The organism is Shewanella sp. VK101, assembly GCF_056497865.1.
In genome coordinates this window covers 2,315,299-2,338,430 of sequence record NZ_CM151402.1, presented here as the reverse complement: position 1 = coordinate 2,338,430, position 23,132 = coordinate 2,315,299, and the positions used below count along the sequence as shown (strand labels likewise).

The window sequence follows — 23,132 nt, the reverse complement described above, 5'->3', positions numbered from 1 at the left end:
TACGTATGTTCCTATATAAGCGGTTTTTCAATTCAGCGCAGAATCTTAGCGGGTTTTGGCCATTAGCACTAGCCTGTTTGCCAGATCTGCTTCATTTATTGCTTCAGCCGGCCATTTTTTTGCGTGTTGCATCAATGTCGGCATGGCAGAATTCAGTGCCAGCCAGCTTTGGCTGGCTTGGGCTCCCTGGTCGCAGTTGAACGCGGTATTCAGCGTTCGCCAGGTTTGGGCGACAAGGGGAGGCAGATTATCGCAGTATCGTGCCATAAAAGCATCCAATTTTACCAGATGTGCTTGTTCTTCCTGCTGATAGATATGCCAGATAAAAGGTTTGCCAGCCCACTGAGCTCTTAAAAAAGAGTCTTCCCCGCGAACTATGTTGAAATCGCAACTCCACAACAGCCGATCATAGCCATCTTGATCTGTCATCGGCAGGACTTGCACCTTGAGTGCGCCGCGACTGAAACTCTGGCCTGCTTGCCAACTGACAGGATCTTGCCAGTCGACTTTGGGTCCTGAATCCTGGTTAAATTGCTCAAGCAAAGGCGCGATACAACCTAAGCTGCGCCCCTTGGGGACTAACAGTTGTACCCGCCGCTCACTTTGCTGCCAAAGTTCCAGCAACGCCGGCAAGGCTTGGGTCTCGTAGCTGAACAGGCTAATGAGGTAATCATCAGTGCCAATATCACTAAGCCCCATCTTTGCCAAGTGTGCCATGGCGTGTTCAGGCTTTGCTTGCCAGGCATCACGCTCGCTAAACAGCGACTGCTCGCAGATGAGTCCGCCTGACTTTGGGGTAAAGCCCGGAAAGAAAAAGGTCTTCTTGACCCCTTTGAGCGCCGGCGAACTGAGACCGTGGCAATCATCTATCCAACTCTCGGCGCTGAGATAATCCAGATTTATCCATTTCGGTGCCTTGGCAAGCTCAGGCAGGCTTGTCAGCACTTCCGAGGGCAAGTCGCAAGCAAAGGCTTCTATCAATACTTCGCCCGGTTGCCAGGCTCGGGGTAGGGGAGACAGCCAATGGATGACTTCAACACCACCAAAGTGTTGACTGACAAGGGCCGGGTTTAACTCGGGTAAAATGTGCGTAAAGCTGTTGAGGTCATCGACCCACAAACGTACCTTAATGCCATATTCGCCGGCCAGCTGCCGCGCCAGGCGCCAGGTAACGCCTATGTCGCCATAGTTGTCCACCACAGTACAGAAGATATCCCAATGACGCAGATTATCGGCTTGCATCTTGTTTCTGTTTCCTGATAATAGCCAATAAAAAGGCGGCCATATAGGCCGCCGGAGAGTTACCGGGGAGCGAATATCAGTCTTCCAGCTCGGCCAGACACATCTCTTCGTAAATCTGTTTAACCCAGGCGTCGACACGCTCTTCGGTCAATTCGGGCTGGCGGTCTTCATCTATACCCAGACCAACAAAATGCTTGTCGTCAACCAGCCCTTTAGAGGCTTCGAAGTTGTAGCTGTCAGTCGGCCAATGGCCAATGACTATTGCGCCGCGCTCTTCAACGATATCTCGGACCATACCCATGGCATCGAGGAAGTACTCGGCATAGTCTTCCTGATCGCCGCAACCGAAAATGGCCACCAGCTTATCGGTAAAATCAATCTGCTCCAGCTCAGGGAAGAAGTCATCCCAGTCACATTGAGCTTCACCATAGTACCAGGTTGGGATCCCGAAGATCAGCAGGTCGTATTCGGCGATCTGCTCTTTGGTGCTCTTGGCGATATCCTTCACCTCAACCATCTTCTTGCCCAGTTTCTTCTGGATCATCTTGGCTACAGCTTCGGTGTTACCTGTATCGCTACCGAAAAAAAGACCTACAGTTGCCATTGTCTTTCCTTTAATGTCTAGTTCGCTATTTACTTCGATCTTTCCTGACAGGGGCTAACCTAGCTGCTCCTGAAGGATCAATTCTATTAACTGGCTGCGGCTGATGTTACTGGCCAAAGCCTTCTCATTCAAGGCGTCATATAAATCTTGTGACACTTTTAACTCTATTCGTTTCAGACCCTTCGCCCGATCCCGCATGATCTGGTTACGTTTATTCACCTTGAGCTGCTGCTCGCGGGGCAGAGGATTGCTTCTGGGCCGTCCGCGGCGCTTTTCAGTGGCAAAAAGGTCTATGGTTGTTCTATCTGTTGCTTCTTTTGCCATTTGAAATCTGATGTTTAACCTATACCTGAGCCTTCCCAGGTCATTTGAATTATCCCCTTGGCAACAAAGCCTGCACAGCCAAGGAAGAGTACCAACCAAACAATGAAGCGACCAAACTTGGGTACGTTACCCTGATTGAGTACATCCCTGATGGCCATACCGATAAAAAAGAAAATTGCTGCGAAAAACAGATCCAGTCCAACGGCTTCTATCTGTTGCATATACTGGTTCAACACGCTGCAGCCTCCCGGTGTTCCCTAGCCAAAAAGAGGCGCGAATATAGCATATTGGTTCAGGGGCTGCTACCGCATTTACCCTCAGCAAGGGCTTGGATATTAATCGTTACTGTCAATGAAGTCGGACACTATACGGTTGAATATCGCCGGTTTCTGGGCGTGTAGCCAATGCCCGCACCCCTCCAGGGTCTTGGCTTTGACCTTAGGAAACTGAGCCACAATCTCTTCTTTGTAAGCGGCGGTCACATAGTTTGACTCGCTGCCCCGGATCATCAAGGTGGGCCCTTGATAGCTAAGTTGGCCACCGCAGCGCTCAGGGCCATTATGCCAACCTATGATAGCCGGATAACTGTCAATCAGCCCTGGCAGATTCATCTTCCACTCAAAGCCGGATTCGCCGCGGCGCAGGCTCTTGAGCAAAAACTGCGCCGTCGCCTCATCGATCTCATGATTCAAAAGATGTGCCAGCGCCTGACGTCTGTCTTTAATATCCAAAGGCATGCTGCTTAGGCCGGCAAACACTTTTTCATGTCTCGGCGAGTAGGCCACAGGCGCGATATCGGCGGCGGTCAATGACTGTACCCGCTGCGGATAAGCCAGCGCGGTGGCCATAGCAATCTTACCGCCCATGGAATGGCCCACCAGATGCACCTTGTCTATAGCCAGTTCATCAAGCAGAGACACAAGCGCTTTTGCAAGCCCAGGATAGTCCATTTGCGGCCAATGTTCGCTCTGACCATGATTGGGGCAGTCTATCCTTATTACCCGATGATTTTGCTCAAGCAGAGCCCCGAGTGATTTGAGATTGTCCAAATCACCGAATAAGCCATGGATCAGCAACACCGGACTACCGCTTCCGGTCGAAACAAAGTGCATACAGCCCCCTCACAGTGAGTTTGTTGCCAGTATTTCAGCAGGGGGCAAATTCTGCGACAAAGGTCAGTATTTGACAAGGATGGATGCGGATTTAACACTGGCTTTGACTGCTTTTTCAACAAATTGGCTGTGCAAGTCATAGGTTTGTAACTCTATTCTCGCATTTTGATGGATTGAGCCTTCCACCGCTGGCGAGTTATGGCATACTTTGAGCCAAATCGCAGCCGCGCCCCAGATGTGCTTTGATGGCAATGTCATGGCGGCTGCATAGAACAAGTTGAAACTAAAGGAATCGGGCCATGAAATATATTGAGGTGGATGAGGAACTGTATCGCTTTATTGCCGGGAAAACCGAAAGGATAGGCGAAAGCGCATCGGATATTCTTCGTCGACTGCTGGGCTTGGATGTGACAGCCGTTGAACCCAAGGCACCGGTTGAACTCAGCCAGCCAAGCATGGAGCAGGGTTATCGTCCCAATACATTACCCGAGGCCGAGTCAACCCTGGACTTTGACAACCTGTTTAGCAGTGCGGCTATCGAAGCCCAAAAGGGGGCTGTTGGACGTTTTCTGTTTGCCCTCGAATGTCTCTATAACCAGGATCAGCAAGGATTTGAGCAGGTACTGCAGGTTCAGGGGCGTGATCGCCTCTATTTTGCTACCTCGAAGGAAGCCTTGCTTAAGGCCAGTAAATCGGCCAACCCCAAAGAAGTCGGCAGCAGTGGTTTTTGGGTAACCACCAATAACAACACTGCCAAGAAGCACACCATTTTGTCTGAAGTGTTGGAAAAGATGGGCTGCGACGGCGACAAGGCCAAAGAGATAGCCGATAAGGCACTGCCACTTAAGGCATAAATCTTTATTCCAACATCCGCCATCAAGGAGCACTATTTTGGCTATTCATGAGCGGGCCGGTAAAAGGGCCATGCAGAAGGATCTGGTTAATATTCCGCGGCTGATGAGCCATTATTACCGAATTGTCCCCAACTGTGATGACCCGGCCCAAAGGGTGTGTTTTGGCACCTCGGGGCACAGGGGCAGTTCCTTCAGCGGCAGCTTCAATCAAAACCATATCTGGGCCATTACCCAGGCAGTGGTAGATTACCGCCAATCCCAGGGGATTGAGGGTTCACTCTATCTGGGCATGGACACCCATGCCTTATCTGAAGCGGCTTATATTTCGGCCATCGAAGTCTTGCTGGCCAACAATGTAAAGTTGGTGGTGCAAGAGAGCCAGGGCTTTACGCCTACGCCTGTCATTTCCCATGCCATAGTTAGCGCAAACCGAAATGCCGCCGAGCTCAGCGATGGCATTATTATTACCCCGTCCCACAATCCACCTCAGGATGGCGGAATTAAGTACAATCCGCCCCATGGTGGGCCGGCAGAAGGTGAGATTACTGCCTGGATTGAGCAGCGAGCCAATGACTATCTCAAGGCACAGCTGGAAGGGGTCAGGAAACTCAACTACGGCGTAGCCGTCAGTATCGGACTCATCAAGGAAACCGATCTTATAGAGCCCTATGTTGCCGATCTCGCCTCTGTAGTAAATATGCAAGCCATCAAAGATGCCGGCGTTCGCATAGGTGTCGACCCTCTGGGCGGCTCAGGCATCCATTACTGGCCACATATTGTCCGCCGTTATGGCGTGAATATCACAGTGGTCAACGACCGGGTCGATCCCAGCTTCGGCTTTATGCCACTGGATAAAGACGGCAAAATCCGCATGGACTGCTCATCGCCTTTTGCCATGGCAGGCCTGCTTAAGCACATGGATGAGTTCGATATCTGCCTTGGGAATGATCCCGACTACGACAGACACGGGATAGTCTGCCCAGAGACAGGTTTGATGGACCCCAACCACTTTTTGGCGGTGGCGATAGATTACCTGCTGGAGCACAGACCCGACTGGCCGCAGACGCTGCAAATTGGCAAGACCTTGGTTTCCAGTGGCATGATAGACAAGATAGTTGCCTCACACGGTCGCAAGCTTTGTGAAGTGCCGGTTGGTTTCAAGTGGTTTGTCAGTGGTTTGAGTGAAGCCAGCCTGGCCTTTGGCGGCGAAGAAAGCGCCGGCGCCGCCTTCCTTCGACGTGACGGCACAACCTGGTGCACGGACAAAGACGGTTTTATTCTCGGGCTGCTGGCCGCTGAAATCCTCGCCGTAACCGGCAAAAACCCAGCCGAGCGTTATGCAGAACTGGCTGCGATACACGGTCATTGCTTCTACAAACGGATAGACAGCCCCATCAATGCCAAGCAAAAGGCGCGCTTTGCCACCCTCAATGCAGATACCCTGGGGGCAGAGACTTTGGCCGGAGACAAGGTTGAGGCGGTACTGACCAAGGCCCCCGGCAATGATGGTGCCATTGGCGGTATTAAGGTGCTAACCGACAACGGCTGGTTTGCCGCCAGACCTTCAGGTACTGAGGCACTCTATAAAATTTACGCCGAAAGCTTTGTCAGCGAGCAGCATCTGCAGCAGATACTGGAACAGGCGAGAGCTCTGATAACCAGCGCCCTAAAAGGCACGCCGAACTGAGCTTAAGAGATTGCCAATTCAGTAAAAAAGCGCAGCCGTGAACACAGTTGCGCTTTTTTATTCCCGGGGTTCAATATTCAAGATGGCAACTGGGCAAGTTATTCTTCTGGATATAATCCTGATGATATTCTTCCGCACGATGAAACTGTTTCACTGGAACAATTTCCGTCACTATGTGCCGCTGACCCCACTTACCACTACGAGCCAACGCCAGTTTTGAGGCCTCAGCCTGCTCCTTCTGCTCTTTGCTATGAAAAAAAATCACGCTCCGATACTGGGTGCCGATATCACCACCTTGGCGATTGAGACTGGTGGGGTTGTGATTGCTCCAGAAAACTTGCAGCAGCTCGGTAAATGAAACCTGGGCTTCATCGAACTCCACCTGAACCACTTCGGCATGGCCGCTGTTTCCCTGTTTTACCTCTTCATAGCGTTTGATTCTATCATCACCGCCCATATAACCACTGGTGGCGTTTAATACCCCGGGCACTTGACGAAAGAAATACTCCACCCCCCAAAAACAACCGCCACCGAATGTTGCTACCGCCATTGAATTTACCTCTAGATGTCCAGATGGCCAAAATTATGCGTGATAAGTTTTTCCGGCGCAAGTGGTGTATTTGTTGGAGTGGCTTTTTTGCTCCTTAGTTAGATAAGAACTATCTGAAACCAGTTCGCAAGCCTGGCATTGGATAGCTTTGGTCACATCACCAATTTAATAAGCTGTGGTACTATGAAACCTTGCTCTCTGGCGCTGGTCTCAACAAGCAAACGCATTGCAACAAGTTCCCAGGAGACAGCGTTAATGGAAACAACAGCCAAATCGGCAATAAGAAGGAGTATTTCGTGTTACAAGCCCTGAAGGATAATCCTGACTTCCTGTCATTGACTCTGAATAACCCCAATTCATTGGAGAGTATTAGTGGTACGCTTGGCGACCACACCCGGATAGCGATTTGGGACACAGGAGTCTTGCTGTTTGAACCTCTGGACAACCAGAGTGATAAAGATATCGTGCTGTCATCCGGGGTACACGGCAATGAAACTGCACCTATCGAACTGTGTAATGGCATTATCAAGTCGCTGTTAAAGCAAGAAATACGGGTAGGGCAGCGAGTACTGTTCATGTTCGGTAACCCGGCGGCAATTAACCGTGGCACTCGTATTGTCGATGAAAACCTCAACCGGCTGTTCAGTGGCGAGCATTCAAATCCCCCCGGGCTGGTGAACCCGGAGCGGATCCGCGCCAAGAAGCTGGAAACTTATGTCACACGTTTCTTCGAAGACGCACCACAAGGGGCAAGACAGAGGATCCATTACGATCTGCACACCGCCATTCGGGGCTCCAAGCATGAAAAGTTTGCCATCTATCCCTATCGACCGGGTAAGGCTTACAGCCGTGAACAATTGATGTTTCTGGAGGCGGCCGGAGTCGATACCGTGTTGCTGCATCACGAACCCACAACCACTTTCAGCTATTTCTCGTCAAATCAGTTTGGCGCCGACGCCTTTACCATTGAACTTGGCAAGGTTTACCCCATGGGACAAAACGATATGACACGTTTTATCGCCACCCGGGAGATGCTGAGCCGTTTGATCTGCAAGCAATCGCTGGAACTTGAGGATCAGGCGCTTGAGCGGGTCAATATCTATCAGGTCTGTAGGGTCATCAATAAGCAGGCCGACGACTTTGAATTTACCTTCGCCAGCGATGTGGAAAACTTCACAGCTTTCCCCAAGGGATATGTGCTGGCGCGGGAAGCGGGCCGGGATATTCGAGTAGAGCAGGACTCGGAAGCCGTGGTGTTTCCCAACGCCAAGGTGCCCATTGGCCAACGTACAGTGATCTGCCTGGTTCAGGCCACAGAGGTGCCATTGGCCTGAATTGTAAACCAATATATACGCGCCGATCCCATGCTAGTTGGCAAAGCACCCAAGGCGGGAGTTGCTTGCTAGTTTACGTTAACGTAATGTTCGAGGCGCGTACTGAAAAAATCGGTAGGGCCGGTTTCGAGCCGGACAAACCCAGAGATAACAAGAGCACACTATGAGCAACGCAACAAATATGAATGAGACGGTGCATCGGGTGAGTTTTTTGAACAAGGACTCGCTGCATATCCCTGTACTCAAAATACTTCAGGCCGACGGCACCACCTATGAAGAGGCAGTATTGCCCGTCATAGATGAAGCCCTGTCACGCAAGATATTCGATACCTGTGTCTTTACCCGTGTCCTGGACGAACGTATGTTGGGCGCCCAGCGTCAGGGAAGGATCAGTTTTTACATGACCTGTATCGGTGAAGAAGCCGCTGTTATCGGCAGTGCCGCCGCGCTGGATGACAAGGATGTGATCCTTGCTCAGTACCGCGAACATGCCGCATTGCGTTATCGCGGCTTTACCACTGAGCAGTTTATGAACCAGATGTTCAGCAATGAGAAAGATCTGGGCAAAGGCCGGCAGATGCCTATTCACTATGGCAGCCGTGAACTCAACTATCAAACCATCTCTTCACCGCTGGCGACTCAGATCCCGCAGGCATCAGGCGTAGGTTACTCGCTGAAGATGCAGGGCAAGCGTAATGTCGCTATCTGTTACTTCGGTGAAGGTGCCGCCTCTGAAGGTGATTTCCATGCCGGTCTTAATATGGCCGCAGTTCACAAAGCGCCGGTCATCTTCTTCTGCCGCAACAACGGCTACGCCATCTCAACCCCTACGGAAGAGCAGTACGCCGGTAACGGCATAGCCAGCCGCGGCGTTGGTTATGGCATGCACACCATCAGAGTCGATGGTAACGATATGCTGGCGGTTCTGGCCGCAACTCAGCAAGCCAGAGCCTACGCGCTTGAAAACAACGCGCCTGTGCTGATTGAAGCCATGACCTACCGCCTGGGTGCCCACTCATCTTCCGACGACCCATCCGGTTATCGCTCCAAAGAGGAGGAAGCCAAGTGGCAACAGCACGACCCTGTGAAACGCTTCAAGTTGTGGCTTATCAACAAAGGCTGGCTCAAGGAAAGCGACGAGACCGAGCTGTATGAGAAGTATCGCGAGGAAGTGCTGGCCGCGGTAAAAGTGGCCGAAAAGGTTCCGGCACCAGCCATAGACGCCATCATAGAAGACGTTTTTGATCAGCCGACAGCGGCGCTCAAGCAGCAATTAACCGAGCTTAAGGCCCACGTTGCCAAGTATCCGAAAGCCTATCCTAAAACAGCAGGGAGATCATAAGCGTGGCACAGATGAATATGTTACAGGCCATCAATAATGCCCTGACCATAGCGATGGAAGCCGACGAAAAAATGCTGGTTTTCGGTGAAGACGTAGGCCATTTCGGCGGTGTGTTCCGGGCAACTTCCGGTTTGCAGGAAAAGTTTGGCCGTGAGCGCTGTTTCAATACTCCACTTACAGAGCAGGGGATTGCCGGCTTTGCCAACGGCCTGGCTTCCAACGGCATGACGCCGGTAGCGGAAATCCAGTTTGCCGACTACATCTTCCCGGCGTTCGATCAAATCGTCAACGAAGCGGCCAAGTTCAGATACCGCAGCGGCAACGAGTTTGATGTCGGCGGCCTGACCTTCAGAACCCCCTATGGCGGCGGCATTGCCGGCGGTCATTACCACTCCCAGTCACCGGAAGCCTACTTTACCCAAACACCCGGTCTTAAGGTGGTGGTTCCCCGTAACCCATACCAAGCCAAGGGTTTGCTGCTGGCCTCCATTCGCGATAAGAACCCAGTGGTCTTCTTCGAGCCCAAGCGCCTGTACCGCGCCTCTGTCGGCGATGTGCCGGAAGGCGATTATCAACTGGAGCTGGGTAAAGCCGAAGTGGTTCGTGAAGGTAAAGATATTACTCTGCTTGCCTGGGGCGCGCAGATGGAAATCATAGAGAAAGCAGCCGATATGGCCAAAGAGGAAGGTATTGACTGTGAAGTCATCGACCTTCGTACTCTCGCGCCTTGGGATGTGGAAACCGTGGCCGAGTCGGTGAAAAAGACCGGCAGATTGCTCATCAACCACGAAGCGCCGCTGACCGGTGGTTTTGCCGGTGAAATTGCCGCTACCATCCAACAGGAATGTTTCCTGTACCTGGAGTCGCCCATCAGCCGGGTCTGTGGTCTGGATACGCCATATCCATTGATCCACGAAAAAGAATATATGCCGGATGCGCTTAAAACCTTTGAAGCCATCAAGGCCTCGGTGAATTTCTAGGAGAGCCAGGATGATTAAAGATTTTATTTTGCCCGACATAGGCGAAGGTGTTGTCGAGTGTGAACTGGTGGAATGGTTGGTGACTGAGGGCGATAGCGTCGCCGAAGATCAACCCGTTTGTGATGTGATGACAGACAAGGCACTGGTGCAAATTCCTGCGCCTTTCCCCGGTGTTATCAGTAAGCTTTATTACGCCAAGGGTGAAATTGCCAAGGTGCATGAGCCTTTGTATGCCGTGGAAGTGGACGCTGTAGACAGTGAAGCGCCAGCAGCCAATGTGGCCGGCGCCGATACTGCTGCATCGCCTAGCACTAACGCTGCGGCTAGTGTCGGTAGCCAGGTGGAAGACTTTATGCTGCCGGATATTGGCGAGGGCATAGTCGAGTGCGAACTGGTGGAGTGGCTGGTCGCAGAAGGCGACACTGTGGTTGAAGATCAACCCATCTGTGATGTAATGACAGACAAGGCACTGGTGCAAATCCCGGCGATGAAGGCCGGTAAAATCGTCAAGCTGCACTACCGTAAGGGGCAGTTGGCCCAAGTGCATCAGCCACTGTTTGCCATTGAAGTTGCCGCTGAATCCGCCAGTGCACCTGTGGCTCAAACCGCTGCTGCAAGTGCATCATCTGGCTCAACCTCTGCCGCCTCTCAAGCCCAGAGCGGCTCGCAAACGGCTGGCTGCAGTATGGTGCCCCAAGGTAAGGCGCTGGCGAGCCCAGCGGTAAGACGTATGGCTCGCAGCCTGGATGTCGATATCGCCAAAGTGCCTGGCAGTGGTAAAAACGGCCGGGTCTACAAAGAGGATATCGAGCGTTTCCTCAAGGGGGCGACTCCTCAGGCCCAAACCCAAACTTTGCCACAGAGCCAAGTACAAACCGGCGCAGCGGCAACCGCAAACGACAGGGTAGAGCCTATCAAGGGCGTTCGCGCTGTGATGGCGCGGATGATGACAGAATCAGTTTCCAGCATTCCGCACTTTACTTACTGCGAAGAGCTGGACTTGACCGAGCTTATCGCCCTTCGTGAAGCAATGAAGGCCAAGTACTCCAATGACGAGCTCAAGCTGACCATGATGCCTTTCTTTATGAAGGCCATGTCGCTGGCGCTGACCGAGTTTCCGGTGATCAACAGCCGAGTGAACGCCGATTGCACTGAGCTCACCTATCTTGGCCGTCATAACATAGGTATGGCCGTTGACTCCAAGGTTGGCTTGTTGGTGCCCAACGTCAAGGATGTGCAGGATAAGTCGATTCTGGATGTCGCCGCCGAAGTTACCCGTCTGACCCAGGCAGCGCGCTCGGGTAGAGTCGCACCGACCGATCTTAAAGATGGCAGCATCTCTATCTCCAACATAGGCGCTCTGGGCGGCACTGTGGCGACACCTATCATCAATAAACCTGAAGTGGCGATTGTGGCCTTGGGTAAGGTGCAAACCCTGCCGCGTTTCAATGCCAAGGGTGAGGTCGAAGCCCGTAAACTGATGCAGGTCAGTTGGTCCGGTGACCACAGAGTGATAGATGGCGGCACTATTGCCCGCTTCTGTAATCTGTGGAAACAGTATCTCGAGCAGCCGCAGGAAATGCTGCTGGCGATGAGATAATCATAAAGGCCCTGCAATGCGGGGCCTTGTTTTAGGTGTACTTCGGGAGCAGCACTATTCTTGCCTTCTTAAGGCAATGGCTTTATTTGATCCCAAGCACAAAGTGGTTACGATTTGATGGCAGATTTCGTATAATCGCCAACAGTATTAGTCGCATTGGGTCTGTTATGAGTCAGGTAGCACCAAGCATAGAACACATTCAATATCCTTTCCCGCCAAAACCGGTTCCCTTGTCTGAACAGGAAAAAAGCGAATACAAAGCCAGGATCAAGCAACTGCTCAAGGAGCAGAATGCCGTGCTGGTTGCTCACTACTATACGGATCCTGAAATTCAGGCACTGGCCGAGGAAACCGGTGGCTGCGTTTCCGACTCGTTGGAAATGGCGCGTTTTGGTCGCGATCATCCTGCCAAGAAGCTCATCGTTGCCGGGGTCAAGTTTATGGGGGAAACCGCCAAGATCCTTAGCCCGGAAAAAACCATTCTGATGCCGACTCTGGAAGCCACCTGTTCTCTGGATGTTGGCTGTCCTATTGAGCAGTTCAGTGCCTTCTGTGATGCGCACCCGGATCACACTGTTGTGGTCTATGCCAACACGTCGGCTGCGGTCAAAGCCCGGGCCGATTGGGTGGTGACTTCCAGCATAGCGCTGGAAATCGTGGAACACCTGGACAGTGAAGGCAAAAAAATCATCTGGGGGCCAGACCGTCACTTGGGCAGCTATATTGCCAAGCAAACCGGCGCAGAAATGTTGATGTGGCAGGGCGAGTGTATCGTTCACGATGAATTCAAGGCCAGAGCCTTGCGTCAATTAAAGGCGCAGCACCCGAACGCCGCCATTCTGGTCCACCCTGAATCTCCGGCGAGTGTGGTGGAAATGGCCGATGCGGTAGGTTCAACCAGCCAGTTGATCAAAGCTGCCCAGACCATGGACAATGATACCTTTATTGTGGCCACTGACAGAGGCATCTTCTACAAGATGCAACAGGCAGCACCGGGCAAGACCCTGATTGAAGCCCCAACCGGCGGTGAAGGCGCCACTTGCCGCAGCTGTGCTCACTGCCCCTGGATGGCAATGAATGGCCTCAAGGCGATAGCCAGTGCGCTGGAAAGCCAGGACAACAGCCAGCATGAGATCTTTGTCGATGAAGCGCTGCGTCAAGGGGCTCTGGTGCCTCTGACCCGGATGCTGGATTTTGCCAAGACCCTCAACATGCAAGTCAAAGGCAACGCCTGATAAACCCACAAGAGTTTGAACCAAGTCAAAGAGCCTGCAAATGCAGGCTCTTTTTCCATTTACACTCGGTTTCATCGACTATACTTGCCGACGTATGCTAAAAATTGTATTTCATAGCAATAAATTAGTAAGTTAGCTGCTTAAAGGATGCATCAATGAAATGGCAATGGATTGAAAATCTTCCTCTGAAACACAAATTTCTCTTGGTTATCCTGCCGCCTTTCATTGCGGCAACCCTGTTTGGTATTTTGTTGTTCAGTGATCGGCTGTCGCTCGCCAATGGCCTGGAAGAAGTGCTGGATCTCAGTGAACTGGCGGTGGTTAACTCTGCGCTGGTGCATGAGCTGCAAAAAGAGCGCGGCATGAGCGCCGGTTATCTCGGCTCCAAGGGCAAGAGCTTTGCCGACAAACTGCCGGGCCAGCGGCAACTCACAGATAATCAACTCCAACAATTCAATGATTTCTTGAATAATCATCAGCTTCCCACCGTTTTTGCCGCTGATTTAACCGAGGCAAGGAACAGCATTGCCCGCTTGAGAGAAATTCGCAGCCAGGTTGATAGACAAGGGATAAGCGTTGCTGAAGAAGTGGCGTTTTACACTCAGTTGAATAAATTACTGCTGTCGATTGTCGATCTCAGTGTACAGAAGGGCGGCGATCAACAAATTGCCATGCAAGCTGCAGCATTCTCGGCCTTTTTGCAGATGAAGGAACGCGCCGGTATCGAGCGGGCCGTACTGAGTTCAACCTTCGGCCAAAGTGAGTTCAAACCCGGTGTCTATCGCAAATTTATCACTCTGGTTTCCGAGCAGGACGCTTATCAGGAAAGGTTTGTGGCCTTGGCTGATGAAACCGCACTCAAGAATTTACAGGTATTGCAAGCCCAAGCCGCAGTGGCTGAAGTAGCGCGCTTGAGGGAATTGGCCTTTGGTCAGAAAGCCGAAGATCTCCAATCTCAATCTCCCGAAACCTGGTTTGCCCAATCCACTGCCCGTATCGATCTTCTGCATAAGTTTGAGCAACAGCTGTCAGACAAACTGCTGGCAGAGACTCTGAGTAAACAGCAAAGCGCAGCCAATCAGACCTGGCTTCTACTCGGGATCATGGTGATAGGTCTGATCATTGTCAGTCTGGTCTCCAGCATCATACTCAAGTATTTGCACGGCAGCTTGAGGGAGTTACATCAAGGCGTAACGCGAGCCCGGGCTCACTATGACTTAAGCGTGCGTTTGCCCCATACGGGCAAAGATGAATTTGGCGAGCTGGCCGAGTCTTTCAACAGTATGATGACCGACTTTGAACAGGTAATACTGCGCGTCCGCTCCAGCAGCAAGACCCTGCTTGGAGTGGTGCAACAGATGGAACAACACTCGACCCAGATGCAGGCCGATGTATCTGTTGGCTACAGTGAGACAGAACAAGTGGCTTCGGCGATGACAGAAATGAGCTCAACCGTACAGGAAATTGCCTCCAATGCGGTACGGGCCTCGGAAGCGTCCAATCAAGCCAGCACTGAGGCCAGGGAAGGGAGCCTGGAAGTGGGGCGCACGGCATCGGCCATCAATGAACTGGCTGAAGAGATCAGTTATGCCGCCGATGCAATATCCAAACTGGATAAAGATATTCACGGCATTGTCAGTGTGCTGGAGGTCATCAGTGGCATAGCCGAGCAGACCAATCTCCTGGCTCTGAATGCCGCCATCGAAGCTGCCCGGGCCGGCGAAATGGGCCGCGGCTTTGCCGTGGTGGCCGATGAGGTGCGCAATCTGGCGCAGCGGGCACAATCTTCCACCGAAGATATTCGTAATATGACAGTAAGGCTCAAACAGGGCGCCGAAGTGGCGGTAGCCGCCATCACCAAAGGCAAGACGCAGGCGGGTACCAGTGTCGATGAGGCCAATCGCGCCGGTGAGGAACTCAGACGCATAGTTGAGCACGTGGAGGTTATCGATAGCATGAATGAACAGATAGCTGCCGCGACCCATGAGCAGTCGGCCGTATCAGAAGAGGTGAATCGCAACGCTATGAAGATCAGCGATATTTACCGCAATACTCAGGATATCGCCAATGAGCTTGGCAAACTCAATGAGCTGTTGATTAAAGACGCCAATAAGATGAGTGATGAAGTGAGCAAATTCCGCCTCAATGAGCATTGATTGCAGCATTTTTCACCCGCTTTGTTCAGCAAACGCGCAAACGGATATTATGGCGGATTTTTGCTTGACCGGCATTCGCCTTTTGCGTAAAGTACCGCCCCATCAAGGGGATAGAGATATCTCTTGCTGAATGTGTTGATACGCACAGTAAATAGTATCGATACGGTGAGGTGTCCGAGTGGCTGAAGGAGCACGCCTGGAAAGTGTGTATACGGCAACGTATCGAGGGTTCGAATCCCTCCTTCACCGCCAGATTTAGACGACGGGGTTCAGTTTAGGCTGAACCCCGTTTTCGTTTGTAAAGCCCAGGGGATGATAGGGAAGTCATCTCAGACTGTTCTGTCCTTCAAGGCTAAAAACCAAGCGAACGGATGATAATGCGCGATAAAGCATTGACCCGGCCTTTGGAGTTCTCTATAGTAGCGCCCCGTTGAGACGCAATGTCCAACGTACGGTGAGGTGTCCGAGTGGCTGAAGGAGCACGCCTGGAAAGTGTGTATACGGCAACGTATCGAGGGTTCGAATCCCTCCTTCACCGCCAGATTCTGATAACGGGACCCAGTTAATACTGGGTCCCGTTTTTCGTTTCCGAACCTAACCGACATCACAAACGGGCTGCAGCCATCCGTAGCGCATTTCGTTGTCATATCCATGACAAATTTCCTTTCTGAGTGAATATCCTTCAAGTAATAAATTAAATGACTCAGAATCTGCCAAGGAGACTATAACCCTGGCGAGGACAATGGTATAAATGGAGCCGATTTGTCCCTACATGTCCAATTACAGGAAAGCTGTCATGATTTTTTCTCAGATTACCGCCGCGCCGGCCGATCCCATTCTTGGTTTAACCGAGGCTTTTAAAGCCGATCCCCGCACGGATAAAGTCAACTTGGGTGTTGGCATCTATAAGGATGAGGCTGGCCAGACCCCGGTACTCAAGTCGGTCAAGTTGGCAGAGGCCAAGTTGCTCGAAGAGGAAAAGACCAAGAGCTATCTCGGTATCGAAGGGGTAGCCCTGTATAACCAGGCGGTTCAACAACTGCTATTCGGTAAAGACAACGCCATAATCGCCGATGGCCGGGCAGTAACGGCTCAGGCGCCGGGAGGTACCGGCTCACTGCGGGTCGCTGCCGAGTTTGTCCTGAGCAACACAGACAGCAAAACCATTTGGATCAGCAACCCAACCTGGGCCAATCACAAGAACATCTTCGAAACCGCCGGGCTTGAGATCAAAGAGTACAGCTATTATCAGGCAGAAACCCATGATCTCGACTTCGATGCCATGATGACAGATCTGCAACAGGCGAGTGAGGGTGATCTTGTGCTGCTGCACGGCTGCTGCCACAACCCGACCGGTATCGATCTGAATATCAATCAATGGCAGCAAGTTGCCAAACTGTGTGCCGAAAAGGGCCTGGTTCCTCTGTTTGATTTTGCCTATCAGGGCTTTGGTACTGGAATTGAAGAAGATGCCCAAGGGCTCAGAGCCGTTGCCGCCTTGGTGCCTGAGCTGCTGGTTGCCAACTCTTTCTCGAAAAACTTCGGGCTCTATAATGAGCGTATCGGCGCCGTGACTCTGGTGGCCAAAGACAGTGAATCTGCTGCCCGGGCTTTCAGTCAGGTTAAGCGTACCATTCGCGCCAACTACTCAAATCCACCGGCTCATGGTGCCATGATTGTCAGCACTATTCTCAACGACGGTGAACTTAATGCCCTGTGGCAGCAAGAGCTGACTGAAATGCGCCAGCGCATAGCCAGCATGAGAACCCTGTTCGTTGAGAGCCTCAAGGCCGAAGGCGTCGATCGCGACTTCAGCTTCATCTCTCGTCAAAACGGTATGTTCAGCTTCTCGGGCCTCAACAAGGAACAAGTTGCCAGGCTTAAAGATGAGTTCGGTGTCTACATTGTCGGCTCCGGCCGTATCAGTGTTGCCGGGATGACCAAGACCAATATGCCTGTTATCTGCAAGGCGATAGCCAAGGTGCTCTAAGCCCGTTGGATTTTGCCAAACTTAAAAAGGACAGCTGCGGCTGTCCTTTTTACTTATCCGGCCACAAAAAACCTGTCTTAAAAAATGCTGCTCAGGCAATGAGTTTCTTCGGTTGCAGAGCTTGCACCAACGCGCTGACCAAGGCGTCTCTGTCGTGGCAACCACTCTGGATTGGGTCGGCAAGCGGCGAGCGATAAATCAATCCTTCCTGCGCAGGCTGACCATGACACAGCACAGCATCAATACGCCCTGTGCCTATGAGTTGCTGACACCAATCCAGTTTGGCATTGAGACTGAGTTCGCCTGCCACAGAAGCCTCGGGCTTCAGATTATCGATAAATACCACTTTAGCGGCGCTGTTTTTAATGGCGGCGGCCAACTCGGGCAACAGCAAAGGCGGCATCAAGCTGGTGAGAAAGCTTCCCGGGCTTAAAATTATCAGTTCGGCAGCTGTCAAGGCCGCCACCGCTTCCTCTGTGGCCCGAACCATAGGTTCAAGATTCATTGCCACGGGCCGCTCAGCCATGCTGTCCACTTCCAGTTCACCAAACACCTTACTGCCGGAGACATCGAGTGCCAAAAGATGTGTGGGTTGTTCCGACATGGGGTACAGACGGGTCTCGATTTTGAGTAGGCCGCGGATAAGATTGATAGCCTCAAGCGGCCGGACGCAGAGCTGATCCAACGCAGTCAGGATAAGATTGCCCAGGTTATGGCCGCTGAGCTCGTCCTGGCCATCAAATCTGTATTCGAACAACAAGGAGCCAACAGAGGGTTTATGGGCCAGCTGGCTGAGACAGTTACGCAGATCGCCCCAGGCGATACAGTCATTGCTGTTTCTCAACCTACCAGTGCTGCCGCCATTGTCTGTTGTCGCCACTATGCCGGTGAGGTGGTTACCCAGAAACGCCAAGGCCGACAGGACTCTTCCCAAACCATGGCCACCGCCAATGGCAACAACTTGCCGATATTGACTGAACAACTGCGCTTGCATAGCGGATCCTTGCTGCGGTTTCAAACCCTTACATTCTACATTAGTGGGGGAAAGCTGCCAGCGGCTGATTTTGTGAAAAGAGATATCTGACATATAATGCGCGGACATTTTCCCCGTAACCTTAGGGCAACAGGCAAAAGGAAAGACTGATTGAAAACCGGAAAACTTGGCTCATTTACCCTGGCACTGGCTTTGGTGATCCTGTCGGTATTGGCACTGAGAGTGTATTTGATACCCAGCTTGAAAACCGCCGAGCAGACTTCAGCGCCACTGATAAAGAACCAATTGGGCGTCAGCTTGATCCCCGATTTCAGCAGTATCAGTGTTGTCAGCGACAAGAAACAGGCGTTTTTTGACTTCCTGCGTCCGGCTGTGCAAAAACAAAACCGGATTATCGCCGAGGAACGTAAATTCCTCGAACAGGTGCAAAAACATCTGCAAAACCAGCATCAGCTCAATGATGCCGAGAAGTATCGTATTCAACGCTTGGCGGAAAAGTATCAATATGCCATGCGCGCTATCGATAGCGACAGCATCAATAAATTGTTGCGTCGGGTCGATGTGATCCCCGAATCTATGGTACTTATCCAGGCGGCCAATGAGACCGGTTGGGGCAGCTCACGCTTTGCCCGCGAAGGACTCAATTTCTTTGGCCAATGGTGTTTCAAGAAAGGCTGCGGCTTGGTGCCGCAGTCACGCACCGAGGGTATGTCCCATGAGGTTGCGGTATTTAAATCGGTCGATGATTCCGTGGCTTCCTATATGCGCAATCTTAATTCCAATGCAGCCTATTCTCTATTTCGATCCATTCGCGCCGATCTGCGTAGCCAGCAAGAACCGCTGACCGCTGAAAAGCTGGTCTATGGTTTGGTCAACTACTCGGAGCGTCAGGAAGCCTACATAGACGAATTGCTCGATATGCTGCGTCACAACGAAGAATATTTGGTGGATAACCATGTCGAAAAAACTGCTGTTTAGTGCACTCTTGTTGCTGTCACCCTCTTTGATGGCGAGCCAGGTATCTTTGAACTACGCCGACTTTTACGCGCGGATGAAAGTGATGAACAAGGGGAATTATCAACTCATAGATCTGGCGTTTACAGTACCTGAAACCCAGAACTGTCAGGTGAAAGCCGGCAGTATCAGTACAGAGACTGAGCGCTTTCCGCTGACCTTCGATGCCGGCCAACGGCTATTCATTCCCTTTGATGAAAAACTCAAGAATGCCAGGGCCTTGATTAATCTTGAGATTGCAGGTGAAGGGCAAGGCTGTGGCATTGGGATGCAGCTCAGAGTGCGTAATCCCAAGCAAGAATACAGCGGCGACGAGCTGAGAAACATCAGCAGTCAAATGAATGAAGCGCTGAAGCAGATGCAAGGCTTTCCCATGAAGTACTTCGCCAAGCCTATCTCGGGTTTGAGCATAGAGTTTAGCGGCAGTGAAAATGGTGCTTGGTTCGATGGCCGCCATCAGGCGCTGGATAAGCGCTATGAACTCAGTAACGAGGAAATCGCGTTACTTGAGACGCTGAAGTTTGACGCTACACCCAAAGTTATCAGCCCTTGGGTCGCGCCAGGCAAATGACAAACGAGTAACCGCTAAACCCGCTGTCAAACCGTTCGGGTAAGTTAGTTATGGTCAAACAAACCAGAGCCTCGCATTGCGGGGCTTTTTTATGTCGTATCCGGCACAGGTTCAGCATGAAACCGATATATCGTCTCTCCCGCAACATATAGAATAGTGCGGTTAGCATTTTGAGATCGGAAGTAAGATGATTGAATTAAGGCAGGCTATCGCTACTGAGATTGGCCAATTTGTGGCAATGGAACAGTTGCAAAACACGGCCGGCTTTATCATGCCTTATCCGGCGGAAAAGCATCTGGCTGAAATGACGAAGGACACTGTCCACTATCTTTCGATTTATCAAAATGAGTTACTCGCGGGTTTTATGATTTTGGTCGAGGATAAGCCGAAGGAGATAGAGTTCAGAAGAATTGTTGTCGCCCATAAGGGTCAAGGTTTAGGTCAAAGGGCGATGCAATTGATGGAAGAGTATTGTCTTAATGAGTTAAACGCTTCACGTATCTGGCTCGATGTATTTGCTGCTAATCAGGTTGGCCGCCATATCTATCAAAAGCTGGGCTATTGTGAATTCGATGCTACTGAGGTCAATGGCAAGCGTTTGCTGTTTATGCAAAAGTGGCTTTAGTTTTGATAGTGGCTTTAGTTTTGATGAAGTAAGCGGCAGTAAACAGAGCATTTCCGAACAAGCACCAAGTGCTTGTTCGGAAGAGTTATATCAAGGCTGATAGATGCCTACCACTTCGATACGCTGGCTTTGATCTGCATGTTTGGCAGCACTGTCGAGATCGATATGACCGCTGTTGCTGACATCCATAAAGTCAAAGGCGGGTAAATCGGCTTCGGCAACTTCCCCGCTGGCAGGAGCTTCCGGATTACGCTCCAATGCCATAAAGTCAAACACGTTTCTATCAACGCCTTGGGATGGCGCAGTATTTTGCATCGCAGTAAAGATGGTTTCGATGCGCCCGGGGAACTGTTTGTCCCACAGTTTGAGCATATTTTTGACCTCGGCACGCTTGAGGTTTTCCTGGGAGCCGCAAAGGTTACAAGGAATGATAGGGAAGGCTTTCAGTTTGGCGTATTCGGCAATGTCTTTTTCTCGGCAATAGGCGAGGGGACGGATCACCATATTGGCACCGTCATCCGATAGCAACTTGGGTGGCATGGCCTTCATCTTGCCACCATAGAACATGTTGAGGAACAGGGTTTCTATGATGTCGTCTCTGTGGTGGCCCAGCGCTATCTTGGTGGCACCTATTCGCTGGGCAAACCCATAGAGGGTACCGCGGCGCAGCCTGGAACAAAGCGAGCAGGTGGTCTTGCCTTCTGGGATCTTCTCTTTGACTATCGAATAAGTGTCTTTTTCTAGAATATGGTAGGCCACGCCTAAACTATTCAGATAGGCCGGCAACACTTCTTCCGGGAAGCCGGGCTGTTTCTGATCCAGATTGACGGCGACAATTTCAAACTGCACAGGTGCACGCTGCTGCAGGTTCAACAAAATGTCCAGCATGGCATAGCTGTCTTTGCCGCCGGAGAGGCAGCACATCACGCGATCGCCTTCTTCAATCATGTTGTAATCAGCAATGGCACTGCCGACTTCGCGGCGTAAACGCTTTTGCAGTTTGTTGAGACGAGTGATTTGTTTCTTATCCAGCTCTTGCATAACTTCAGACATAAAAAAATAAGCGCCCAGTAACACTATGGTTCAGGGCGCGTATTATTCCAGCTAAAGCCGGTCGGGTAAAGGGGCGACTCAGGCCAGAGGCGACTTATAACCGTCGGGTTTTACCGCCAGCAGATCGCAGTTGACCGAATCTATCACATGTTCTGCCGTGTTGCCGATAAGCGCGGCAGAGAAACCGGTACGACCCACAGTACCGAGAACGACCAGCTCGGCGTCCAGTTGCTCCGCCAGCTCAGGGATAACATCCTCAGGTAAACCTTCTTTCACGTGGCAGTGGGCGGTATCGACCCCGTAACTGTTGGCCAGATAATTGACCCGCTGCTCATGCTGCATGCGAATGGTTTCGTTGTAGGTGTGGGCATCAAAGTCCGGCAATTCAATCGCCAGGTTGACCGGAGTTCCGGGATAACCGTTGACAAGGTGCACCTCGGCATCGAACTTGGCCGCCAATTCCTGGGCATGTTCAATGATCTTGCCGTTCAGGGATTGATGCTCCTCATCTTCAGAGGCAACGTTGACGGCGCAGAGAATTTTGCCTTTCACCGGCCAGTCATGCTGTTTTACCAGCAATACAGGCACTGGAGCCTTACGCAACAAGTGCCAGTCGGTGGGGGTGAAAATAACGGCCTTGAGTTTGTCGTGCTCATGGGTGCCTTTGACTATCAGGTCGTACTCTCCCTGAATGGCAAAGTTGATGATGCTCTCGAAGGGGCGGTTATGCCACAGTACTTCGCTGTCCATCTCGAGTCCGGCTTGCTGATGCGGCTTGAGCAGATCGGCAATCCAGGCTTTACGTTGATTGATAACCCCCTGACGCATGGCCTCACGTTCCTGATTGGAAAGAATAGAGGTCATTTCATAGGAGAAATCAAAGATAGACAGAAAGACAGTGATCTTGGCCTTGCTGCGTGTGGCGAGTTCCACCGCGCGGGCAAGGGCAGGCTGTTTTTCCGATGTAGGGTCGACTACGACCAATAGCTTTTGATAATCCCTCATGGCTTTTTCCTTATTCCGCAGGATATACCTATATCATGCGATATTGGCTGTGATTTGTATTGCTTGAGATCAATATATTGAATCGCTTGCTATCTTGCTATCCGGGCGGCTCCTGCCAGCCTGTCGAGCTCTTCAAGATCCAGTATAGTGATATATTTTCCTTTTACTTCAATCAGTCCGGCCTTTTGGAACCGTCCCAGCAAACGGCTGATAGTTTCCACCGTCAGGCCAAGATAGTTGCCTATATCACCACGGGTCATGGTGAGGCGAAATTCCCTGGGGGAGAAGCCGCGGCTACCGAATCGGGCTGCTAGGTTACTGATGAAGGCCGCCAGGCGCTCTTCGGCATTCTTTTTGCTGAGCAGCAGGATCATCCCTTGGTCACTCATGATTTCATTACTCATCAGGCGCATGATCTGCTGCCTGAGTTTGGGCATGGTGCCGGAGAGTTCGTCCAAAGTATTGAAGGGGATTTCACAGACCATAGAGGTTTCCAGGGCCTGGGCAAAACTCTGGTGTGATTGGGCATGGATACCGTCAAAGCCTATGACATCACCGGCCAGGTGGAAGCCGGTGATCTGCTCATCGCCCTGTTCTGTGATGGTATAGCTTTTAATGGTTCCGGAGCGGATAGCATACAGAGATTTCAGCGGATCTCCGGACTTGAACAACTGTTCACCCTTCTGAATGGGTTTCTTGCGCTCGATAATATTGTCAAGCTGATCCAACTCATTGGTGTTGAGCGTAAAGGGAATACATAAGGTCCCCATGCTGCAATCATGACAATGAATGGTACAGCCCCCGGCAGCAGGGCGACGATGCTTGTTATTGTCTATTGTCATAGTCTTTCTCAAGTAAAG

23 protein-coding genes and 2 tRNA genes are annotated in these 23,132 nt (G+C 51.5%); 14 read left to right on the top strand and 11 right to left on the bottom strand.

All coding sequences use genetic code 11. From position 1 onward, the window contains the following. Positions 1–45: 45 nt before the first annotated feature. The 6 genes from earP to ACSHSR_RS10640 form a co-directional block, all read right to left on the bottom strand. Positions 46–1,242 carry an elongation factor P maturation arginine rhamnosyltransferase EarP gene (gene earP / locus ACSHSR_RS10665; RefSeq protein WP_109247756.1) on the bottom strand — a complete coding sequence of 399 codons (1,197 nt, stop codon included), beginning with the start codon at positions 1,240–1,242 and terminating at the stop codon, positions 46–48. 76 nt (positions 1,243–1,318) lie between these two features. Beyond that, positions 1,319–1,846, bottom strand: coding sequence for a flavodoxin FldA (fldA, locus tag ACSHSR_RS10660; RefSeq protein ID WP_025010404.1), 528 nt, complete (start codon positions 1,844–1,846; stop codon positions 1,319–1,321). A gap of 54 nt (positions 1,847–1,900) precedes the next feature. Beyond that, positions 1,901–2,170 (bottom strand): LexA regulated protein, encoded by a 270-nt coding sequence (ybfE, locus tag ACSHSR_RS10655; protein WP_025010403.1) that lies wholly within the window; start codon positions 2,168–2,170, stop codon positions 1,901–1,903. A gap of 14 nt (positions 2,171–2,184) precedes the next feature. Further along, a complete protein-coding gene (locus tag ACSHSR_RS10650) occupies positions 2,185–2,406 on the bottom strand; it encodes a DUF2788 domain-containing protein (RefSeq protein WP_025887393.1) in 222 nt (73 codons plus the stop codon). Positions 2,407–2,505: 99 nt separating this feature from the next. Further along, positions 2,506–3,282 (bottom strand): alpha/beta fold hydrolase, encoded by a 777-nt coding sequence (locus tag ACSHSR_RS10645; RefSeq protein ID WP_044734494.1) that lies wholly within the window; start codon positions 3,280–3,282, stop codon positions 2,506–2,508. A 63-nt stretch (positions 3,283–3,345) separates the two neighbouring features. Next, on the bottom strand, positions 3,346–3,540 hold the full coding sequence (locus ACSHSR_RS10640) for a hypothetical protein (RefSeq protein ID WP_129979663.1): 195 nt from the start codon (positions 3,538–3,540) through the stop codon (positions 3,346–3,348). Between the two features lie 41 nt (positions 3,541–3,581). On the opposite strand from ACSHSR_RS10640, the gene seqA reads away from it, so the two are divergent. Together seqA and pgm are read left to right on the top strand one after the other, a co-directional pair. Further along, complete coding sequence (seqA, locus tag ACSHSR_RS10635; protein WP_044734493.1) at positions 3,582–4,136, top strand: replication initiation negative regulator SeqA; 555 nt, start codon at positions 3,582–3,584, stop codon at positions 4,134–4,136. A gap of 37 nt (positions 4,137–4,173) precedes the next feature. Continuing rightward, the gene (gene pgm, locus ACSHSR_RS10630; protein ID WP_479631480.1) at positions 4,174–5,823 is read left to right on the top strand and encodes a phosphoglucomutase (alpha-D-glucose-1,6-bisphosphate-dependent); all 1,650 of its coding nucleotides are present in this window, start codon (positions 4,174–4,176) and stop codon (positions 5,821–5,823) included. A 70-nt stretch (positions 5,824–5,893) separates the two neighbouring features. Here pgm and msrA read toward each other — a convergent pair whose 3' ends face one another. Further along, positions 5,894–6,373, bottom strand: a complete 480-nt coding sequence (gene msrA, locus ACSHSR_RS10625; protein WP_044734491.1) for a peptide-methionine (S)-S-oxide reductase MsrA — start codon at positions 6,371–6,373, stop codon at positions 5,894–5,896. 296 nt (positions 6,374–6,669) lie between these two features. Between msrA and astE the strand changes: the two genes are divergently transcribed. The 9 genes from astE (at position 6,670) to ACSHSR_RS10580 (ending at position 17,010) form a co-directional block, all read left to right on the top strand. Further along, positions 6,670–7,707 (top strand): succinylglutamate desuccinylase, encoded by a 1,038-nt coding sequence (gene astE / locus ACSHSR_RS10620; RefSeq protein ID WP_218997482.1) that lies wholly within the window; start codon positions 6,670–6,672, stop codon positions 7,705–7,707. A 163-nt stretch (positions 7,708–7,870) separates the two neighbouring features. Beyond that, a complete protein-coding gene (locus ACSHSR_RS10615) occupies positions 7,871–9,049 on the top strand; it encodes a thiamine pyrophosphate-dependent dehydrogenase E1 component subunit alpha (protein WP_044734490.1) in 1,179 nt (392 codons plus the stop codon). A gap of 2 nt (positions 9,050–9,051) precedes the next feature. Next, on the top strand, positions 9,052–10,029 hold the full coding sequence (locus ACSHSR_RS10610; protein ID WP_025887401.1) for an alpha-ketoacid dehydrogenase subunit beta: 978 nt from the start codon (positions 9,052–9,054) through the stop codon (positions 10,027–10,029). Between the two features lie 10 nt (positions 10,030–10,039). Then, positions 10,040–11,629: a dihydrolipoyllysine-residue acetyltransferase gene (locus ACSHSR_RS10605; protein ID WP_218997483.1), complete on the top strand. Its 1,590-nt coding sequence runs from the start codon at positions 10,040–10,042 to the stop codon at positions 11,627–11,629. Between the two features lie 167 nt (positions 11,630–11,796). Beyond that, on the top strand, positions 11,797–12,864 hold the full coding sequence (gene nadA, locus ACSHSR_RS10600; protein WP_071238161.1) for a quinolinate synthase NadA: 1,068 nt from the start codon (positions 11,797–11,799) through the stop codon (positions 12,862–12,864). A gap of 155 nt (positions 12,865–13,019) precedes the next feature. Continuing rightward, positions 13,020–15,020, top strand: a complete 2,001-nt coding sequence (locus ACSHSR_RS10595) for a methyl-accepting chemotaxis protein (protein ID WP_144167288.1) — start codon at positions 13,020–13,022, stop codon at positions 15,018–15,020. A gap of 164 nt (positions 15,021–15,184) precedes the next feature. Next, positions 15,185–15,272: transfer RNA gene (locus ACSHSR_RS10590), tRNA-Ser, on the top strand. Positions 15,273–15,473: 201 nt separating this feature from the next. Next, positions 15,474–15,561, top strand: a tRNA-Ser gene (locus tag ACSHSR_RS10585). A 255-nt stretch (positions 15,562–15,816) separates the two neighbouring features. After that, positions 15,817–17,010 carry an amino acid aminotransferase gene (locus ACSHSR_RS10580; protein ID WP_208190429.1) on the top strand — a complete coding sequence of 398 codons (1,194 nt, stop codon included), beginning with the start codon at positions 15,817–15,819 and terminating at the stop codon, positions 17,008–17,010. Positions 17,011–17,101: 91 nt separating this feature from the next. Here ACSHSR_RS10580 and yvcK read toward each other — a convergent pair whose 3' ends face one another. After that, entirely contained in the window at positions 17,102–18,004 is a 903-nt protein-coding gene (yvcK, locus tag ACSHSR_RS10575; RefSeq protein ID WP_071238158.1) for a uridine diphosphate-N-acetylglucosamine-binding protein YvcK, read from the bottom strand. A gap of 150 nt (positions 18,005–18,154) precedes the next feature. Between yvcK and ACSHSR_RS10570 the strand changes: the two genes are divergently transcribed. The 3 genes from ACSHSR_RS10570 to ACSHSR_RS10560 all read left to right on the top strand — a co-directional run bounded on the left by ACSHSR_RS10570 (position 18,155) and on the right by ACSHSR_RS10560 (position 20,214). Next, positions 18,155–18,982 (top strand): glucosaminidase domain-containing protein, encoded by an 828-nt coding sequence (locus ACSHSR_RS10570; protein WP_208190424.1) that lies wholly within the window; start codon positions 18,155–18,157, stop codon positions 18,980–18,982. Then, on the top strand, positions 18,960–19,589 hold the full coding sequence (locus ACSHSR_RS10565; RefSeq protein ID WP_025010393.1) for a DUF2987 domain-containing protein: 630 nt from the start codon (positions 18,960–18,962) through the stop codon (positions 19,587–19,589). The genes ACSHSR_RS10570 and ACSHSR_RS10565 overlap by 23 nt, the downstream gene beginning before the upstream one ends. A gap of 187 nt (positions 19,590–19,776) precedes the next feature. Then, on the top strand, positions 19,777–20,214 hold the full coding sequence (locus ACSHSR_RS10560) for a GNAT family N-acetyltransferase (RefSeq protein ID WP_144216215.1): 438 nt from the start codon (positions 19,777–19,779) through the stop codon (positions 20,212–20,214). Positions 20,215–20,304: 90 nt separating this feature from the next. Here ACSHSR_RS10560 and ttcA read toward each other — a convergent pair whose 3' ends face one another. The 3 genes from ttcA to etrA form a co-directional block, all read right to left on the bottom strand. Continuing rightward, positions 20,305–21,267 carry a tRNA 2-thiocytidine(32) synthetase TtcA gene (ttcA, locus tag ACSHSR_RS10555; RefSeq protein WP_208142792.1) on the bottom strand — a complete coding sequence of 321 codons (963 nt, stop codon included), beginning with the start codon at positions 21,265–21,267 and terminating at the stop codon, positions 20,305–20,307. A gap of 78 nt (positions 21,268–21,345) precedes the next feature. Then, the gene (gene uspE / locus ACSHSR_RS10550; protein WP_025010390.1) at positions 21,346–22,272 is read right to left on the bottom strand and encodes a universal stress protein UspE; all 927 of its coding nucleotides are present in this window, start codon (positions 22,270–22,272) and stop codon (positions 21,346–21,348) included. Between the two features lie 89 nt (positions 22,273–22,361). Next, positions 22,362–23,114, bottom strand: coding sequence for an electron transport transcriptional regulator EtrA (gene etrA, locus ACSHSR_RS10545; protein WP_025010389.1), 753 nt, complete (start codon positions 23,112–23,114; stop codon positions 22,362–22,364). Positions 23,115–23,132 lie beyond the last annotated feature (18 nt).

Excerpts from the sequence above, each read along its gene's own strand:
- earP (WP_109247756.1), bottom strand. The coding sequence starts at position 1,242 with ATGCAAGCCGATAATCTGCGTCATTGGGATATCTTCTGTACTGTGGTG.
- fldA (WP_025010404.1), bottom strand. The coding sequence starts at position 1,846 with ATGGCAACTGTAGGTCTTTTTTTCGGTAGCGATACAGGTAACACCGAA.
- ybfE (WP_025010403.1), bottom strand. The coding sequence starts at position 2,170 with ATGGCAAAAGAAGCAACAGATAGAACAACCATAGACCTTTTTGCCACT.
- ACSHSR_RS10645 (WP_044734494.1), bottom strand. The coding sequence starts at position 3,282 with ATGCACTTTGTTTCGACCGGAAGCGGTAGTCCGGTGTTGCTGATCCAT.
- ACSHSR_RS10640 (WP_129979663.1), bottom strand. The coding sequence starts at position 3,540 with ATGACATTGCCATCAAAGCACATCTGGGGCGCGGCTGCGATTTGGCTC.
- seqA (WP_044734493.1), top strand. The coding sequence starts at position 3,582 with ATGAAATATATTGAGGTGGATGAGGAACTGTATCGCTTTATTGCCGGG.
- msrA (WP_044734491.1), bottom strand. The coding sequence starts at position 6,373 with ATGGCGGTAGCAACATTCGGTGGCGGTTGTTTTTGGGGGGTGGAGTAT.
- ACSHSR_RS10615 (WP_044734490.1), top strand. The coding sequence starts at position 7,871 with ATGAGCAACGCAACAAATATGAATGAGACGGTGCATCGGGTGAGTTTT.
- ACSHSR_RS10605 (WP_218997483.1), top strand. The coding sequence starts at position 10,040 with ATGATTAAAGATTTTATTTTGCCCGACATAGGCGAAGGTGTTGTCGAG.
- nadA (WP_071238161.1), top strand. The coding sequence starts at position 11,797 with ATGAGTCAGGTAGCACCAAGCATAGAACACATTCAATATCCTTTCCCG.
- ACSHSR_RS10595 (WP_144167288.1), top strand. The coding sequence starts at position 13,020 with ATGAAATGGCAATGGATTGAAAATCTTCCTCTGAAACACAAATTTCTC.
- ACSHSR_RS10580 (WP_208190429.1), top strand. The coding sequence starts at position 15,817 with ATGATTTTTTCTCAGATTACCGCCGCGCCGGCCGATCCCATTCTTGGT.
- yvcK (WP_071238158.1), bottom strand. The coding sequence starts at position 18,004 with ATGCAAGCGCAGTTGTTCAGTCAATATCGGCAAGTTGTTGCCATTGGC.
- ACSHSR_RS10565 (WP_025010393.1), top strand. The coding sequence starts at position 18,960 with ATGTCGAAAAAACTGCTGTTTAGTGCACTCTTGTTGCTGTCACCCTCT.
- ACSHSR_RS10560 (WP_144216215.1), top strand. The coding sequence starts at position 19,777 with ATGATTGAATTAAGGCAGGCTATCGCTACTGAGATTGGCCAATTTGTG.
- ttcA (WP_208142792.1), bottom strand. The coding sequence starts at position 21,267 with ATGTCTGAAGTTATGCAAGAGCTGGATAAGAAACAAATCACTCGTCTC.
- uspE (WP_025010390.1), bottom strand. The coding sequence starts at position 22,272 with ATGAGGGATTATCAAAAGCTATTGGTCGTAGTCGACCCTACATCGGAA.
- etrA (WP_025010389.1), bottom strand. The coding sequence starts at position 23,114 with ATGACAATAGACAATAACAAGCATCGTCGCCCTGCTGCCGGGGGCTGT.